This is a genomic window from Bordetella tumbae, assembly GCF_054780995.1.
On record NZ_BAAGVG010000004.1, the window covers coordinates 11,858 to 27,046 of the forward strand.

At 59.6% G+C, this 15,189-nt stretch carries 13 protein-coding genes; 4 read left to right on the forward strand and 9 right to left on the reverse strand.

Features of this window, described 5'->3' with window-relative positions; genetic code table 11:
• Nucleotides 1-37: 37 nt before the first annotated feature.
• Nucleotides 38-3,382 (reverse strand): acetate--CoA ligase family protein, encoded by a 3,345-nt coding sequence (locus ACYVI2_RS03395; RefSeq protein WP_415817900.1) that lies wholly within the window; start codon nt 3,380-3,382, stop codon nt 38-40.
• Nucleotides 3,383-3,530: 148 nt separating this feature from the next.
• On the reverse strand, nt 3,531-4,484 hold the full coding sequence (locus ACYVI2_RS03400; protein WP_415817897.1) for a LysR family transcriptional regulator: 954 nt from the start codon (nt 4,482-4,484) through the stop codon (nt 3,531-3,533).
• A gap of 189 nt (nt 4,485-4,673) precedes the next feature.
• Here ACYVI2_RS03400 and ACYVI2_RS03405 point away from each other — a divergent pair, with 189 nt between their 5' ends.
• Nucleotides 4,674-5,654, forward strand: coding sequence for a Bug family tripartite tricarboxylate transporter substrate binding protein (locus ACYVI2_RS03405; protein ID WP_415817896.1), 981 nt, complete (start codon nt 4,674-4,676; stop codon nt 5,652-5,654).
• Between the two features lie 88 nt (nt 5,655-5,742).
• Here the strand turns inward: ACYVI2_RS03405 and ACYVI2_RS03410 are convergent, their stop codons facing one another.
• Nucleotides 5,743-6,411, reverse strand: a complete 669-nt coding sequence (locus ACYVI2_RS03410) for a TetR/AcrR family transcriptional regulator (protein ID WP_415817894.1) — start codon at nt 6,409-6,411, stop codon at nt 5,743-5,745.
• Nucleotides 6,412-6,602: 191 nt separating this feature from the next.
• On the opposite strand from ACYVI2_RS03410, the gene ACYVI2_RS03415 reads away from it, so the two are divergent.
• Together ACYVI2_RS03415 and ACYVI2_RS03420 are read left to right on the forward strand one after the other, a co-directional pair.
• Entirely contained in the window at nt 6,603-7,829 is a 1,227-nt protein-coding gene (locus ACYVI2_RS03415) for a Tm-1-like ATP-binding domain-containing protein (protein ID WP_415817893.1), read from the forward strand.
• A gap of 44 nt (nt 7,830-7,873) precedes the next feature.
• Entirely contained in the window at nt 7,874-8,710 is an 837-nt protein-coding gene (locus tag ACYVI2_RS03420; RefSeq protein ID WP_415817891.1) for a phosphoenolpyruvate hydrolase family protein, read from the forward strand.
• Here ACYVI2_RS03420 and ACYVI2_RS03425 read toward each other — a convergent pair.
• The gene (locus tag ACYVI2_RS03425; protein ID WP_415817889.1) at nt 8,707-9,318 is read right to left on the reverse strand and encodes a GrpB family protein; all 612 of its coding nucleotides are present in this window, start codon (nt 9,316-9,318) and stop codon (nt 8,707-8,709) included. The two genes, ACYVI2_RS03420 and ACYVI2_RS03425, sit on opposite strands and share 4 nt — an antisense overlap.
• 374 nt (nt 9,319-9,692) lie before the next feature.
• Here ACYVI2_RS03425 and ACYVI2_RS03430 point away from each other — a divergent pair, with 374 nt between their 5' ends.
• On the forward strand, nt 9,693-10,562 hold the full coding sequence (locus tag ACYVI2_RS03430; protein WP_415817888.1) for a DMT family transporter: 870 nt from the start codon (nt 9,693-9,695) through the stop codon (nt 10,560-10,562).
• 79 nt (nt 10,563-10,641) lie between these two features.
• On the opposite strand, the gene ACYVI2_RS03435 is transcribed toward ACYVI2_RS03430, so the two are convergent.
• From ACYVI2_RS03435 to ACYVI2_RS03455, 5 genes are read right to left on the reverse strand one after another with little or no spacing between them, the layout of a single operon-like run.
• Nucleotides 10,642-11,196: an electron transporter SenC gene (locus ACYVI2_RS03435; RefSeq protein ID WP_415817886.1), complete on the reverse strand. Its 555-nt coding sequence runs from the start codon at nt 11,194-11,196 to the stop codon at nt 10,642-10,644.
• The gene (locus ACYVI2_RS03440) at nt 11,193-12,569 is read right to left on the reverse strand and encodes a GldG family protein (protein ID WP_415817884.1); all 1,377 of its coding nucleotides are present in this window, start codon (nt 12,567-12,569) and stop codon (nt 11,193-11,195) included. The genes ACYVI2_RS03435 and ACYVI2_RS03440 overlap by 4 nt, the downstream gene beginning before the upstream one ends.
• A complete protein-coding gene (locus ACYVI2_RS03445) occupies nt 12,566-13,279 on the reverse strand; it encodes an ABC transporter permease (RefSeq protein ID WP_415817882.1) in 714 nt (237 codons plus the stop codon). The genes ACYVI2_RS03440 and ACYVI2_RS03445 overlap by 4 nt, the downstream gene beginning before the upstream one ends.
• Nucleotides 13,276-14,232 (reverse strand): ABC transporter ATP-binding protein, encoded by a 957-nt coding sequence (locus ACYVI2_RS03450; protein WP_415817880.1) that lies wholly within the window; start codon nt 14,230-14,232, stop codon nt 13,276-13,278. Before ACYVI2_RS03450 ends, ACYVI2_RS03445 begins: the two co-directional genes overlap by 4 nt.
• Nucleotides 14,233-14,239: 7 nt before the next feature.
• Complete coding sequence (locus tag ACYVI2_RS03455; protein ID WP_415817878.1) at nt 14,240-15,097, reverse strand: N-acyl homoserine lactonase family protein; 858 nt, start codon at nt 15,095-15,097, stop codon at nt 14,240-14,242.
• Nucleotides 15,098-15,189 lie beyond the last annotated feature (92 nt).

Consider the following 15,189-nt stretch of genomic DNA (forward strand, 5'->3'; position numbering starts at 1 on the left):
TGATAAACGTCATCATGTTGGTTCATGCGCCGACCGCTCAGTCCACGCGCTGAACTGGAGGGTAACGGAACTCGCCGTCCAGGTGAATCGATTGAGGCTGATATAGTCGCAGCGTGAGATAGAATCCGGCCCCCGCGGGTGCCGGAAGCCAGTTTTCCGTCGGCCCGGGGTCATCGGCCTGGATCGAGATGCTCAAACCACCGTCTTCGTCGTACCGCAGGCCCGGCGTGCGATCGCCGATGGAATGCCGCCCAATGGGATTTTCGACCAACAGACAGTCACTGCGACGATAGAGCGTGATCGACCAAAACGCGTCCACTCTGGGCCCGCCTTGCGGCGCGAAGCGAAGCACATAACGCTGTGCACCCGTCAATGGCTCACCATCGGCGTCTACCTCGGCCATGATATACATCGCCTCATCGACACCAAGCGTGCCTATCCAATTACGCGCCACACGAGCGCGCGTCAGAAAGTCGCTGCCGAAACTCGTGCGCACCGCCACCGCCGTGGTCCACCCCCCGCCCAGCGCAGAAGGCTGCGCCACATCGCGCAGCTCGCTATAGATCTCGGTCAAAGCCGTCTGCAGATCGGCGACCTCCGGCGGCCAACATGGCAGAGGCTCGGACGGCGGATTGCGTTCAAGCATGTTGTCCAACACACGCAGATATTCGTGTGCCTCGGGTATGCCGGTATCTCGGTTGTCGAGCAATACGTCCAGGCGCGATAACGCGGGCGTCCCATCGAGTCGACAAATGGCGAAACGATCTTGCAGCGCATGCACCTGCGCCAAGTCTGCCGGATCTGCATCCACCAGAATACGGCCGATGACCCACACATCGTCGCTAGGGGCACTGATCTGATGCATGCCCGCCGGTACTACGGTGCCTTGCCAGCCAGGGCCATGCACAAATAAACGTTGTGCGGCTCCACCGGTGGTGCGCCGCCCGGCATATGCCCAGGGATTTGTCCACGCATCCAAAAATCCCAGCACCCAGTAGCGTGACCCCATCTGTGGAACGTCGATGACCAATGGTCCCTCCGACAGATCCAACCACGCATTGGTGAACAGCGTGTCGTTGTTTGGCGTCACAACTTCTTTGTCGTCTGGACTGCGCAGTCTGCGAGTATGGGTGAACTGATTCACCCAACGCATCCTCGAACCAGGACTGTCGCCGGCAAAGCCGGCCACAGCATGCTTGCGTGCGGTATTTGAAGCACGCATGCGCGCCATCTCGAAGAGCGGCAAAGTGGCAATCACTGCCTGCCGGACAGCAGCCGACGCCGCGGTTGCGGCTCGCGTCAACACCACCGCATCCAACGCGCAGACTCCTTTGCCCTGCGGCAATACCACCAGCGGATTCAACTCCACCGAATCGAGCGCATCGCCCGCCGCCACGGCAAACTGCGAGAGCCGCACCATGCACTCGGCCAAGGCAGTCACATCCGCAGCGGGCGCACTGCGAAACCCGGCGAACAACGGGGCGATCTTTAGCTCGCGGATCATCTCGCGTGCCTGCTGGATGTCGATCGGCGCCAGCCGCAATGCCACGTCTCCCAACAACTCGACATTCACACCACCTGCCCCCAGCATCACGACAGGTCCCAAGACAGGGTCCCGGCGCACCCCCAGGATGCACTCAACACCGCCGCGCAACATCGGCGCGATCAGTACTCCCTGTACACGGGCGTGCGGGGCCGCACTTGCCACCGTCGACAGAATACGATCGAATGCGCCAGCAGCAGCCTGCGCATCACGGATATCCAGCACCACGCCGCCGATATCGCTCTTGTGCGTGATATCGGCAGACACGACCTTCATGACTACTGGAAATCCTAACGCGCATGCGTGGTCCACCGCACCTTCGCGAGAATGCGCATGACGTGCCGGCACGACGGGTATGCCGTTTTCGCTCAAGACTCGCATCGCGTCGGCTTCGCTATAAGCGCCAAGCCGCAGTGCGACCGATGGGATTGCAACGGCAGGCACGGGCTTGGGCCGCAACTGCTGTGCATGAAAGAACGCCATCGCGGCCAGCACACGGATCGCTCTGGCCGGATCGCCATAGCAAAGGCACCCTTGCTCTTCGAGCGCGCGCTGTTGCCCGGTATCGGCAAGTGCGCTGAACATCACCAGACGACCGGGGAATTCCCGCCGTAGATCCCGAGCCAACTGTTGTTGCCTGGCCTGCATGGCAGGAGTACTGCCGAACGCGGCTAGAAAAATCAGCAAGCTGCCGTAGTCGCCATGCTCCAGCATCGCACGAGCAGCGGTATCGAGCAGCGACGGATCTGCTGTGACCTGCCCCGTCAAATCGACCGGATTTTGCGTCGCGGCAAACGGCACGCGAACTCGGATGATCTCTTGCGCGGCTGCCGGCAGCTCGGCGACATCCAAACCCGCCTCGGCTGCGTCGTCCGCCATCATCACACCAACGCCACCCGACACTGTCAACAGGCCCACTCGGGCATTGGCCGGCAGACCAGAAACCGCGAGGCAATGCGCGATGTCGAAAAACTCCTCGATAGAACGCGCGCGCCAGGCGCCATGTTGGCGAAATAGCGCTTGATACACCGCATCGTCACCCGCCAATGCCGCGGTATGCGATGCAGCGGCTTGCGCTCCCAGTGCCGTGCGGCCGACTTTCACTACGATCACCGGCTTGCTCGCTGCGCGGGCCAAGTCCAGCGCTCGCCGCAGCTTTGCGCCGTCGCGGCAGCCTTCCAGATACGCCATGATCACTCGCGTCGCCAGATCGCGTGCCATCCACGCAATGCAATCAGCCACGTCAATGTCTGACTCATTGCCCGTGGTCACCCACGCGGAAAGTCCGACATCGCGCTCGCGCGCCATGGCGTAGGCGTATGCGCCAAACGCGCCACTCTGGCTGACCAAGCCGATATGGCCAGTCTTGACCAGACCGGTCGACACCACCGGAGAGAACGTGGCATACACAGACTGCGCTACATTCATGAACCCCAGGCAGTTGGGCCCCAGCACGCGAATTCCTGCCGCGCGCGCCCTATCGACAAACTGACGCTGCACCGCTGCACCTTGCGTTCCGAGCTCGGCAAAGCCGGCCGAGAACATGACGATGTTGCGCACCTCTGCGCCGATGGCATCGTCTAGTGCCGCGTCCGCGCCCGAGGCGGGAATGGCGAAAATCGCTAGATCGATCGGTTTGCCCACGGCGCGCAATGAGGGGTGAGTCCGACACCCTCCGATCCGCTGTGTCCCAGCATTGATCGGATACACCTCACCACGATATCCCTGTTCAAGCAGATATCGCAGCGCCACTGCGCCGACTTTGTTGGGATTGGTAGAAGCGCCCACGATAGCGATGGAACGCGGTGACAGGAAAGAATCTAGGTCGGGCAAATTCATAGGCGGCCGGATGAGAGTCTGGAAAAGCCTCTGCAAACTGCAAGCGGCATCCGCACGCTGCGAATTCCCGAGGCTGGCCGCCTAAGATACGCCCCCCGTTTTTATCGGACAAGACGAGATTTCTGAGGCTTTTATCAGATTATCTTATTTATCCCAGTCTACTCCGACTACGCGCGACCACCGGATGTCCAGTCGGCACGTGCGCCGCTTCATCGACCTGAGCAGCCTCCAACGTGTAGTCGAGAAAGCTCTCCACCGCAGGAGATAACGAGGCCCGAGCGCGGGCAAATAGGGCAATGCGCCAGCTCACAGCGGGCTGACACAATGGCACGAAAACCAGACCAAAGCCCTCGACCAACGATCGCGCCATAGACGGACAGATTACGTAGCCAGGCCTCACTCGCAGCAATGACAGCGCCGTGTTGACTCTATGCACCGGCACGATCTGCTCGGGATGCCGTCGTGACGGCACATTACTCAGCACGTTCAACGCCAGGTTGGGCATGTAGTTGATCAGTGGTCGCTCACGCAGGTCTTTCCAGCTGACCGGTTTTCCCGTCGCCAACGGATCGTCGGGACGCAGTGCGGCCCACAAGGGATCGATGCGAATCAGATGCGCTTGTATCGCATCGTCCGTCAGCACGCCCGCGGGGCCGAAACCGATATCCGAGCTGCCGTTATGCAAATTGGCGAGCACCTGTTCGATCGGCACGTCATCAAACCGAATTTCCACGCCCGGATGACGCTCGCCGTAGCCAGCCACAAGCTCCGGCAGTAACGTACACGACAGCGTCTCGGGCGCTGCCACTCGTACCAGGCCACGGCGCAGCGCTTTCAGATTACTCACGTTCTCCAGAGCCTCATCCAAGTCGGCTAACACTCGACGCACCATGGGTTCGAATGCCGTGCCGACCACCGAAGCGCTGACACTGCGCGTATTGCGATCCAGCAATCGCACGCCTAGCCGGCTTTCCAGTTCCTTGACCAGACCGCTCAAGGCCGCCTGCGATAAATGCATGGTATCGGCCGCTACAGAAAAACTGCCGCATTCTAATACCGTGATAAAGGCGCGCAACTGCCGCAACGTGACTTCGAATGTCATGGGATGCCCTTTGCTGCCGTCGAAAAGTGAAATTCGATTTATAACCTAAACCTTTAAGTAATCAATAATTTGAAAATTGTCCTGATAGAAACAGCCATCTATCATCGCCTCTCAGGGTCGCGAAGGCGCCGGCTTCTTGCGGATACCTAGGCGAACTCTCCTTCCTATTCGAATATTCAGGAGACAAACATGAAGATGAGCCGAAGGACGCTATTGAGCGCAGCGGCCGCGGCCGCCTGCACCGGCGTCATGCCACGTGCATTGGCCCAACAGGCGTGGCCCGCCCGCAGCGTGAAAATCGTGGCGCCCTACGGGGCCGGCGGTCCCAATGACCTGTCCGCACGGATGATCGGCGATTACCTGGCAAAACGCCTGAACCAGGCCGTCATCGTAGAAAACAAACCCGGCGCAGGTACTCGGGTAGGCAACGAATTTGTCGCCCACGCCGCGGCCGACGGCTATACCATTCTGTATGCCGCCGCGCCCTATTCCACCCTGCAGGCCCTGTACGGGCAACTGGGCTATGATCCCAAGAAAGACTTGCAACCCGTTGCCATGTCCGCCACGGTTCCATTATTCCTGATCGTCAACGCGCAATCCCCCGCAAAGACCGCGCAGGAACTGATCGCCTACGGAAAATCTCAGACTAATGGCCTGACATTCGGCTCACCGGGCAACGGCTCGCTGCCACATCTCGCGGCCGAGCTGTTTCTGCGCGACGCCCAGGTAAAAGGTTTAACCGTGCAGTATCGTGGCGACGTCACGGCGTACACGGACCTGCTGGCTGGGCGCTTGGACGCCACACTGACAGCCATTACCGCAGCGCTGCCGCATATCCAGAGCGGCAAGCTGCGCGTGCTGGGAGTGGCATCCGCTGAACCGAGCGAAATCTATCCGCAGGCACCTACTTTGCGTAGCCAGGGACTTCCGAATGTGGTGGCGTCGGGCTGGTATGGGTTTATGGCGCCGGCCGGAGTACCGGCCGCGATCGTCAAGCGCCTGGACACGGAAATCAACGATGCACTGGCCGATGCCGAGATCAGGAAACGCCTCCTGGCACAGGGCATGGAGCCGCGCCCAGACAATGCCGCCGCATTCGGCAAGTTCATCGACGCCGAGATGGCCAAGTGGACCGATGTGATCCAAAAGGCGGGCATCCGAGGTTCGTGATTCGAAACACGATCTGGGCTTTCGAAACAGCCGCCAGGTGCGCGTGAACTTCGGAAAGATGCCGATACGCGTGCGGTGCACATCATGTTCACCGTGCCGCTGCGCGACTCCTCGATGTGGGTTTCGTCGGCCCGCTTTTTTTCGAGGCATTTTGCTCTGCAACAGAGGCGGTAACCAGAGCATCGCTTACCCACTTGGCAATAGACTGTACTTCTTCGAGCTTACAGCCCCAAATATCCATTAGAACCACCATCGTTTCCGTACCATAAATAAGCGAAAGTGCCTTTGTCAGCCGGTCAAGCCGACGCTGGCTCAATGTGTCTTTCAGCGGGGCAACGGCCCTACCCACCAGCTTCTTTCGATTACCTCGGACATATCGGGGCTCGTCATTGCGGTCTGCTCGCGCGTCGGCCCATTGCTCCAGCGTGACCCGCAAGGCGGCGCGCAATGCTCCCTCGTGCATCACCATCTGAGGATAGGAAAAGTCAATCAACTCAGACATGCGCAACGCCGCGTCGGTCGACGAAGGTTCCCAATCGAGCACCGGTCCCAGGCTAGCATCAACCAGTTCTGAAATGAGCGAGGCCTGCGTGGGGAAATATCGATAGGCCGTGGCGCGAGAGACGTTCGCCGCAACTGCAAGCTCGGTAATAGATGGGAAAACACCTTTTTCGAGCTGTACGAGTGCCGTACTGACCAGCAGATCTTTGGTACGAGCTCGCGTCCTGGACATCGAATCACTGTCTTTTGGCGACATTACCGGCATATTCTTTTGACATTAACATTTGAGACGATAGTCTCAATATTGGGTAAAATTAAATTAGACTGCTGTCTCAATAATGTATTTTATTGGGAAGCTGCTCACAGCATACGAAAACCGATTGTCTCTTGCATGAAGCGAGCAGGAGGCTCAAAGCACCATATGAGGATTGAAACCCAGGAGACGTCATGACAACTACGGAAAAACGAGTTTATCTTGCCACAACAGTAGATACGAAGGGCGCTGAAGCCGTTTTCATGGCCAAAATCATCGAGGCTGCTGGCGTACCTGTCGTGATCGTTGATTTGTCGACGACCAGCGCGACTGACCGAGGAGCCGGGGTCAAGGCCAAAGCGGTCGCGCAATATCATCCAGAAGGCAGTGCAGCGGTATTCTGCGGCGACAGGGGAAAAGCCATTGAAGCCATGGCGGTGGCGTTCCAACGATATATCGCGGCCCAGGATGATATCGCGGCGCTCCTGGGAATCGGTGGCTCTGGCGGTACTGCTCTGATCACACCCGCAATGCAAAGCCTGCCGATAGGCACGCCCAAGCTGATGATATCGACCATGGCATCGGGAGACATCGCTCCATATATAGGCGCGAGTGATATCTCGATGATGTATTCGGTAACTGATGTAGCTGGCATCAATCGTATTTCGCGAAAAGTGCTGGCAAACGGCGCAAACATGATTGCCGGCGCGGTACGCTTTCAACGTGATATGCCCGATATCCTCAAACCCGCCATCGGACTGACGATGTTTGGCGTCACCACACCATGCATCCAGGGCGTAACCTCGGCACTGGAAAACGAATTTGATTGCCTGGTCTTTCATGCCACCGGAAGCGGCGGCAAAGCCATGGAAAAACTGGTCGACAGCCAATTGCTCGACGGTGTGCTTGACCTGACAACCACCGAGGTTTGTGATCATCTCTTTGGCGGAGTACTTGCATGTGATGAAGGCCGTCTGGATGCCATCGCACGCACCCAAATTCCCTATATCGGCTCATGCGGTGCGCTGGACATGGTGAATTTCCACCGCCCCGATACTGTGCCGGCTCACTACGCGGACCGGCTCTTCTATCACCACAACCCACAGGTCACACTGATGCGCACCACCGTCGAGGAAAACGCCGAGATGGGCCGCTGGATTGGGGAAAAACTGAATGCATGTGACGGTCCGGTGCGATTTCTCATCCCAGAAGGCGGCGTTTCCGTTCTTGACTCTCCCGATATGCCGTTCTGGGCGCCGGATGCTGATCATGCACTCTTCGAGGCCATCGAGAAAACAGTCCAACAGACGGACCGACGGAAAATCGTTCGGGTGCCATACAACATCAACGACGAGCGCTTTATTGCAATCGCAGTGAGCGAGTTCCAGGCCATCTACGCTCAAAAAAAAGCAACCGCCTGAGCCTGATCAGGATCTCACTATTGATACACACATACAGGTGAAAGATGAACAGACATACACGCGAAGACATTCTTAATCAGTTCCGCGACATGATCGCTCGTGGCGAACCCATTATTGGTGGGGGCGCAGGTACAGGGCTCTCGGCCAAATGTGAAGAAAGCGGAGGGATTGACCTCATTGTTATCTATAACTCAGGCCGTTATCGGATGGCTGGACGGGGGTCGCTGGCTGGCCTGCTCGCCTATGGCAATGCTAACGAGATTGTCGTCGATATGGCCAAGGAAGTGCTACCCGTTGTGAAATCGACGCCTGTCTTAGCCGGTGTGAATGGTACCGATCCGTTCTGCAATTTTGACGTCTTTCTGGATGACCTGAAGAGAATGGGTTTCGCAGGCGTGCAGAACTTTCCGACCGTGGGCCTCATAGACGGCAACTTCCGGGCCAATCTCGAAGAAACTGGGATGGGGTATGAGCTGGAAGTTGAGATGATTCGCTTGGCCAGCGAAAAGGGAATGCTGACGACACCGTACGTTTTCAATGACGACGATGCCATAGCGATGACAAAGGCGGGCGCAGACATCATCGTTGCGCACTTGGGCTTGACGACGGGCGGCTCGATTGGTGCCGACACGGCCGTCACGCTAGAAGCGTGCGTGCCACTCATCAACAGCTGGGCGGCCGCGGCTAGAAACGTCCGCGACGACATCATCGTGTTGTGCCACGGCGGGCCGATCGCAACGCCGGAAGACGCGGCATACATCCTCGACGCTTGCCCTGGCTGCCACGGCTTCTATGGCGCCAGCTCGATGGAGCGCCTGCCCACTGAGACAGCATTGACCGAAACGACGCAACGCTTCAAACAAATCAAGAGGCGTGGCTAAGGCCGATAAGAGTCGAAGATTCTTGCATAGATCTCCCGGATTACCCCCTGCTTTCTCAGATTGTATTCTTGCACCGTCTCGGCCCCATGTGCCGCACGGACCTTTGCATCGGCGTATAAATTCCGATCCCGTGGATGAGCAGAAAGCCAATCCCGGAACAAGATATGGCGAATATGCTCTGGGCAATTCGGCCCAAACACATGCAAGTTGACGCGGGGCGACTCGTGACGGAGCATTCGATGCTGATACCAGGATCGCTCCCGGATGATTAGCGTGTATCCGAGTTCGACCAATGCGGGAACGTACGCGTCTTCGTTCGTGGGATCATCCACGATCACGTCAATATCGATCACCGGCTTGGCTGACAAGCCAGGCACCGCGGTGGAACCCACATGCTCGATCGCCCGCGCCTTTCCGGCTAGAGCAATGTCAATCCGTTTTTTCAACGTCTCATACAGCATAGGCCAGCCAGCATCGTAAGGCCCCACTTCTATGTTCTCGACCGGTGCCTGGCCCAAAACCCAAGGATCCTCATGCGGGTCGCCTTCCTCAAAAATCGTGATCTCACTGGCACTCGTCCGGAGTGGAACCGTCTTCTCTGTGTTCATGGTCGAGCTCTATCGTTCTCCATCGACGTGCGAATTGCAACATACGTTCTGCAAATCATCATTCCGTGCATGTACATGCTATATTCTTTCGCAATTATCTCTGGATATTGACTAGACACCCATGGTTTCGTCTGCACGCCCTCTCTCACTCGCCTTGACCACGAGCATCGTGGCCGGCGGCGTGCGCGCTACGAACCCGCCGCCCTCACCTGTCGCGCCTCCGGCGAACATCGCAGTGGCTCCGCCACTCGCGATGACTCTGGGCTGATCCAGCCCGCTTCGCGGCCCCTACCCTGATGCCATTAAGGCTGCCCTGACACTGTAGTGTCGGCGGATGGCTGGGGCCTGTTCGTTGTTCGACAGGTGAATAAATAATGACTTCTAAATCTTCCACATGGACGGGTTTCGCCGCCATGTCCACGTTCGTGCTGCTGTGGGGCAGCGCGGCTATCTTCATCCGCTGGGGACTGGACCACGGTTCCGTACTTGCCATGCTGATCTTGCGCTTTAGCGTGGCGCTCGGTGCTCTCTTACTGATCGGGCTGCCGAGCCGACGGTGGCTGCCTCAGCCTGGGACACGCTGGCAGATTGCAGGAACAGGATTGCTACTGATTGGCGGCTATTCGGTCTGCTATTTTCAGGCGATGGCCAATGGCATCACGCCCGGGCTATTGGCAACGCTACTCGGTATACAGCCGATCCTGACGCTGCTGATGACGGAAAGGCGTTTCTCCACCTGGCGGCTACTCGGCCTCTCGCTCTCATTGGCAGGCCTGACGCTAGTGGTATATCAAAGTCTGGCCCTGACAAAATTGTCGGGGCTCGGCATGGGTTACGCGCTGGCTGCACTGTTATGTATGACCTTCGGTGCCATGCTGCAAAAACGCATTCAGCAAGCCCCCACCGAAGTGCTACCGTTGCAGTATGCCGTAACGTTGCTGTTGTGCCTCGGCCTCACCCCATTGCAGCCAGTTCATGTAGAACTCAACCTGGGATTTTGGATTCCCCTGTTGTGGTTGGGGCTGGGCATCTCGGTGGGAGCGCAGCTACTGCTCTACCGGATGATACGCAACGGCAACTTGGTCAACGTCACTAGTTTGTTCTATCTGGTGCCAGTGATCACGGTGCTTCTTGATTATCTGATTCTGGGTAACGCGATGCCTGCGCTGGCTATGGCGGGTATGGTGGCGATCTTGGCTGGTTTGGCCCTCGTGTTCAGAGCGCCCTCGTCGGTCGATCATTGAGAACGCAAGGTCTTCGCTACCACCGAGCAATCGACCAGGCACAGTGGCCCATTGAAGAGCCGCACCTCCTGCAAAATTATTATGGCTTGAGGTGATTGCCCTGGCCGCTGGCGGCTGACCGCTGCATGGCCGCCAGCGGCTCGCGCACTTGGTAGTCCGGCACCATGCGCAGGTTCGGCTCGCCGGGCACTTGCACATAACGGCTGAAGCCATCTGGCGCCAAATCGCCCACGTCCATCAGAGCCAGCGCATTGCCCTGCACGTCCCGCAACGCAATGCGCAGATGAGGCGGCGCCAGGCCATAGGGTTGTCCTGCAATAGGCGTCAATTGGCGTTCGCTACGCAGTTGTGAAAACAGCTTGACGAAGCCGGCCACGTCGAAATCCGTAGCCGAAGCACTGCGCCAGCCGTCTGGTTCGCGATCCATGGTGATCCGCGCTTGAGGGCTCGACAGTATTACCTGGGTTACATCGGCCACATTCCAATCGTACAGGCGCGCAGGCTTGCCGTGCTCATCATGCAGATGGGTGTGTCCGTCATGGTGCTCCGGTCCTTCGCGCAGCTCATTCCATTGCCATATCGACAGGGCCACGCCCGCCAACAGCACTGCCAGCCACGAACGCGCGGCCATCATCGGCGCCTCCACCACATCATCAAACCGATCAACAGCGCCAGCGCCGGCAAGGCCACGGTACTGGTCCAAAACACCGTTTGCATCTGGCGGTTGGTCAGTTCTACACGCCCCTGCTCATAGTGTCGAGGCCGGATATCCAGCAGTGGGTCCGCGCCGGCCAGCATCGTCACCGCATTGACGAACAGCGCTCCGTTACCCAGCGCAGCAAAGTGCTGGTTGGTGGCAAAGTCGCTGTCGCCTGCGACCAGCAGCATGGGCCGCCCGGCGCCCTCCTCTGGGCCGGCCTTGCCGGTAGCCAGGGCCATCAGCGTCAACCGTTGCGCTTCACGCCCAGGCAGCCGCGCCTCTGGCGATGTCTGCGCCAAAGGCGTAACGGCGACCCCCGGCGGCAGACTGTCTCCCGCCGGCTCGAGTGCGGCGGCACCGGGAAAAAAGCTCAAGGGCAAGCCGCGCGTCAGCTTGTGACGGGTGTAGTCGCTGACTGCGGGACTGCCTGGGTCATTGCGATAGTGACTGCCTGAATCGGTTATTCCTCCAGCGGCCTGCGCCACGCCAAAATCCGCCAGCAAATCGCCCAACCCGTGAGCGCTGTCGGGTTCCAGCAGCACCAGGCTCTTGCCGCCGCTTACGGTCCAGTCGCGCAACGCGCCCAGGTCCCCGGCGCCGAACGGTGCGCGTGGCCCTGCCACGACAACCACGGCGCAATGCGGCAGCGCTTGCGCCAAGCCGCCCGCGTTCACGCCCACGGTGGAAAAGCCCAAGGTGCGCAGGGCATTGCGCGCCAGTGCCAGACCATTGCGCTCATGCACTTCGACGCGTGCGACCAGGTTTTCGTCGTGATCGTGGTCTTCCAGGTCGTCGAGGGAACTCAAGCTGTCCAACGTGGCCTCGCCATGTCCCTGGGTAAAGCAGATCGTCTGCGACCCGCTCTGGCTGATACGGATCAAACCGTTGGTGAAGTCGGTTTCTGTTCCACCGTTTATCGTGGTGCGCCGCTCGCCGGACTCCAGCACCGCGCTGCCCGCGAACTGGATGTCGGCCGCGCGCGCTTGCGCTGGCCGCAGCGCGGGGTCCACACCAGTTACCTGGATCAATGGGTTGGCGCGCTCGTATTGGCGCAACAGATGCAGGGCATCCACCATACTCTTGTTGCGCAGATCATAGAACCACGTCACCGTTATCGGCTGACGAATGGCGCGCGCCGCCTCCAGGCTTTCCTCAGACAGGCTGTACACCCGTTGTGCGGTCAGGTCCAGCCGGCCCAGGCTGCGTGTGGCCCAGAGGTTCAGCGCCAGCAATACCGCGCCCGTCGCCATGACCGGCAGCCACAACAGCCAGCGCCGTCCAACGCGCCGCATGCCAGACGCGCTCATCGCAGCCTCCAGCGCTTCAGATTTACCGCGGCCACCATCAGGGCCAACAAGGCCAAGCTAAGCAGCATGACGGTCGCCGGTCCCGGCAATACCCCCCGGATGAAATCCACATGCTGGGCTGACAGTGACAAGGCCTGAAACAGCGGCGACAGCGCCGGCAACGCATCCAGCGCGGCGGGATAATCGATAAACCACAACAGCACCAGGATGCCCCACGTAGCGCTGGCCGCCACGATCTGGTTCGAGCAGGCGCTGGATACGGCGATGCCAATGGCCAGGAACAGCGCACCATACAGGAACACGCCGATATAGCCGCCCACGATAGGGCCATAGTCCGGTTGCCCGTACCAGGCCAGCGGCAATACGGCCACCATGGTGCCGGCCAGCATCAGCGCCAGCATCGTCAGCCCCGCTGCGAATTTGGCGGCAACCAGCGTCGCATCCGATAACGGCAAGGTCAGCAGCAATTCCAGCGTACCCTGGCGGGCTTCCTCGGCGAACGCCCGCATGCTGACCAGCGGCATGACCAGGATCAACAAGATCGTCATGTTGTGAAACGAGGTCACCATCTGACCCGTGCTCACAAAAAACAGATTGAAGCTGAACAGATAGCCCGCCAGCGCCCAGAACACCGCCACCACCGCCAGGGCAACCGGCGATCCGAAATCCGTGCGCAGTTCTTTCCAGTACAACGCGCCAAACCCGCTCATGCACGCCTCCGCATCTCGGTGTCGTTGGGCGCCAAAGCCGCCAGCAATCGCGTCTCCACCGCATCATGCGCGCCGAGCACTGCCCGCACCCGGGCCATGCCCAGCACCGTCCGCAGTACCGCGTCGCAGGCTCGCTCCCCGTCGGTTTCGTCCCAGGCGATCTGCCAATCGCTCAGCCCTTCGGCAAGCATGGTGACTTGCGCCCGCGGCGATCCGGGGCAGGCGGCCAAGGCCTGATGCAGCTCGGCGTGCCGGGCCTGCGGCAGATCCAGTCTCAGTTTGAGCAGCGGCTGCGTGCCGCCCAGCGGCGCATCCTCTACCAAGTGGCCATTGCGCAGAATCACCATGCGAGTGCACAGCGCCTCGACTTCCTGCATCAAGTGACTGCTGAACACCACTGCCCGCCCCTCGGCACAACGCCGGATCATGGCGCGCGCCTCGACGATCTGCAGCGGATCCAGGCCATTGGTGGCCTCGTCCAGCAACAGCACCGGCGGATCGTTCAACACAGCCTGCGCCAGGCCTACCCGCTGGCGCTGGCCCTTGGACAGGCGACCGATGGGCGTGCCCGCCAATCCCTGCAAATCGAAACCGTCAAGCGATCGTTCGATTGCCTGGCGGCGCCCGGTGCGGTCGCGAGGCATCTTTACGCCCGCCACGAACGACAGGTACTGGTTCACCGTCAGCGTGTCGTACAGCGGGACACGCTCAGGCAGATAGCCGATATCGGCATTGCCTCGCCCCGCAGCCGGCGTGCGGCCACAGACCGTCACGCGGCCGTTGTCGGGCGCATAATAGCCCGCCATCAGCCGCAATGTCGTGGTCTTGCCGCTGCCGTTCGGTCCCAGCAACCCGACGATCTCGCCCTTGCCTACGGCAAGCGAAATACCGTGCAGGACCTGCCGGGAGCCGAACGACTTGGTAACGCCCTCCAGCGCAACCGCCGCTGACATGCGCGCCTCAGTCAAAGACTTTGGTCTTGGCGTTCTGCGCATGCTGCTGCGCGTCGTGGCTATACCAAAGCTGGCCCTGATTGGCGTCGCGTATCTGTTTGAGCCGGTCGATGGCCCGCATCGAGTCGTTGGTATTCCAGGTAATTCCCGGAATCACACCCGCCTCGTTTTCACCGGTGTAGATGGCATCGGCAGCCAGCAGAACCATGCCGGTGTTCTTCAGTTTGACCTGCAGCGACTGGTGTCCCTGCGTATGCCCCTTGGTATCCAGCAACACGATGGAACCATCGCCAAACAAATCGAAATCGCCTTCAACCTGGATGAAGTCGTAGTCGCGCGTGGTGTCGAAGTCTTTCATGACATAGGCGGCGCGCTGGAATTTTTCGGGCCACCAGGCCGCTCGCAGCTCGGCCTTTTGAACCACGTGTTTGGCGTTGGGGAACATTTTGATATTGCCGGCGTGGTCCAGGTGGAAGTGTGAATACACCACGTATTTCACATCGCCCACATCAAAACCGGCAGCCTTGAGCTGGCGGTCGACGACTTCGTCGCGCCCCTGGATCGAATTGAACGCGCCGCACAGCCCCTGGCCCCAGTAATTGGCGCAATTGCCATCGGCGGTCGCCTGGTTCATGCCGGTATCGAACAACACCAAGCCGCGGGGATGCTGAATCACGTATGCCGGCACGGGAATCTTGATCTTGGTGCCGACATCGACCATGGCGGTCATGAAACCCTTGTCCAACTCGATCTTGCCGACGGACAACTGCATCAGCTTGATATCCGGAGCCTCTGCTGCATGCACAGCAGCGCCTGCCGAGATGGCCATCGCAGCCATCAGCTCTTTCCAACCCTTCCTCATCATCGTCTCCTCGTTGGTACTGCAAGAACGTTGGTTCTACTAGAGGCCAGGGTCCGAGTTCCGCGGCCATCAAAAACACTCCCGGTGTATCCCGG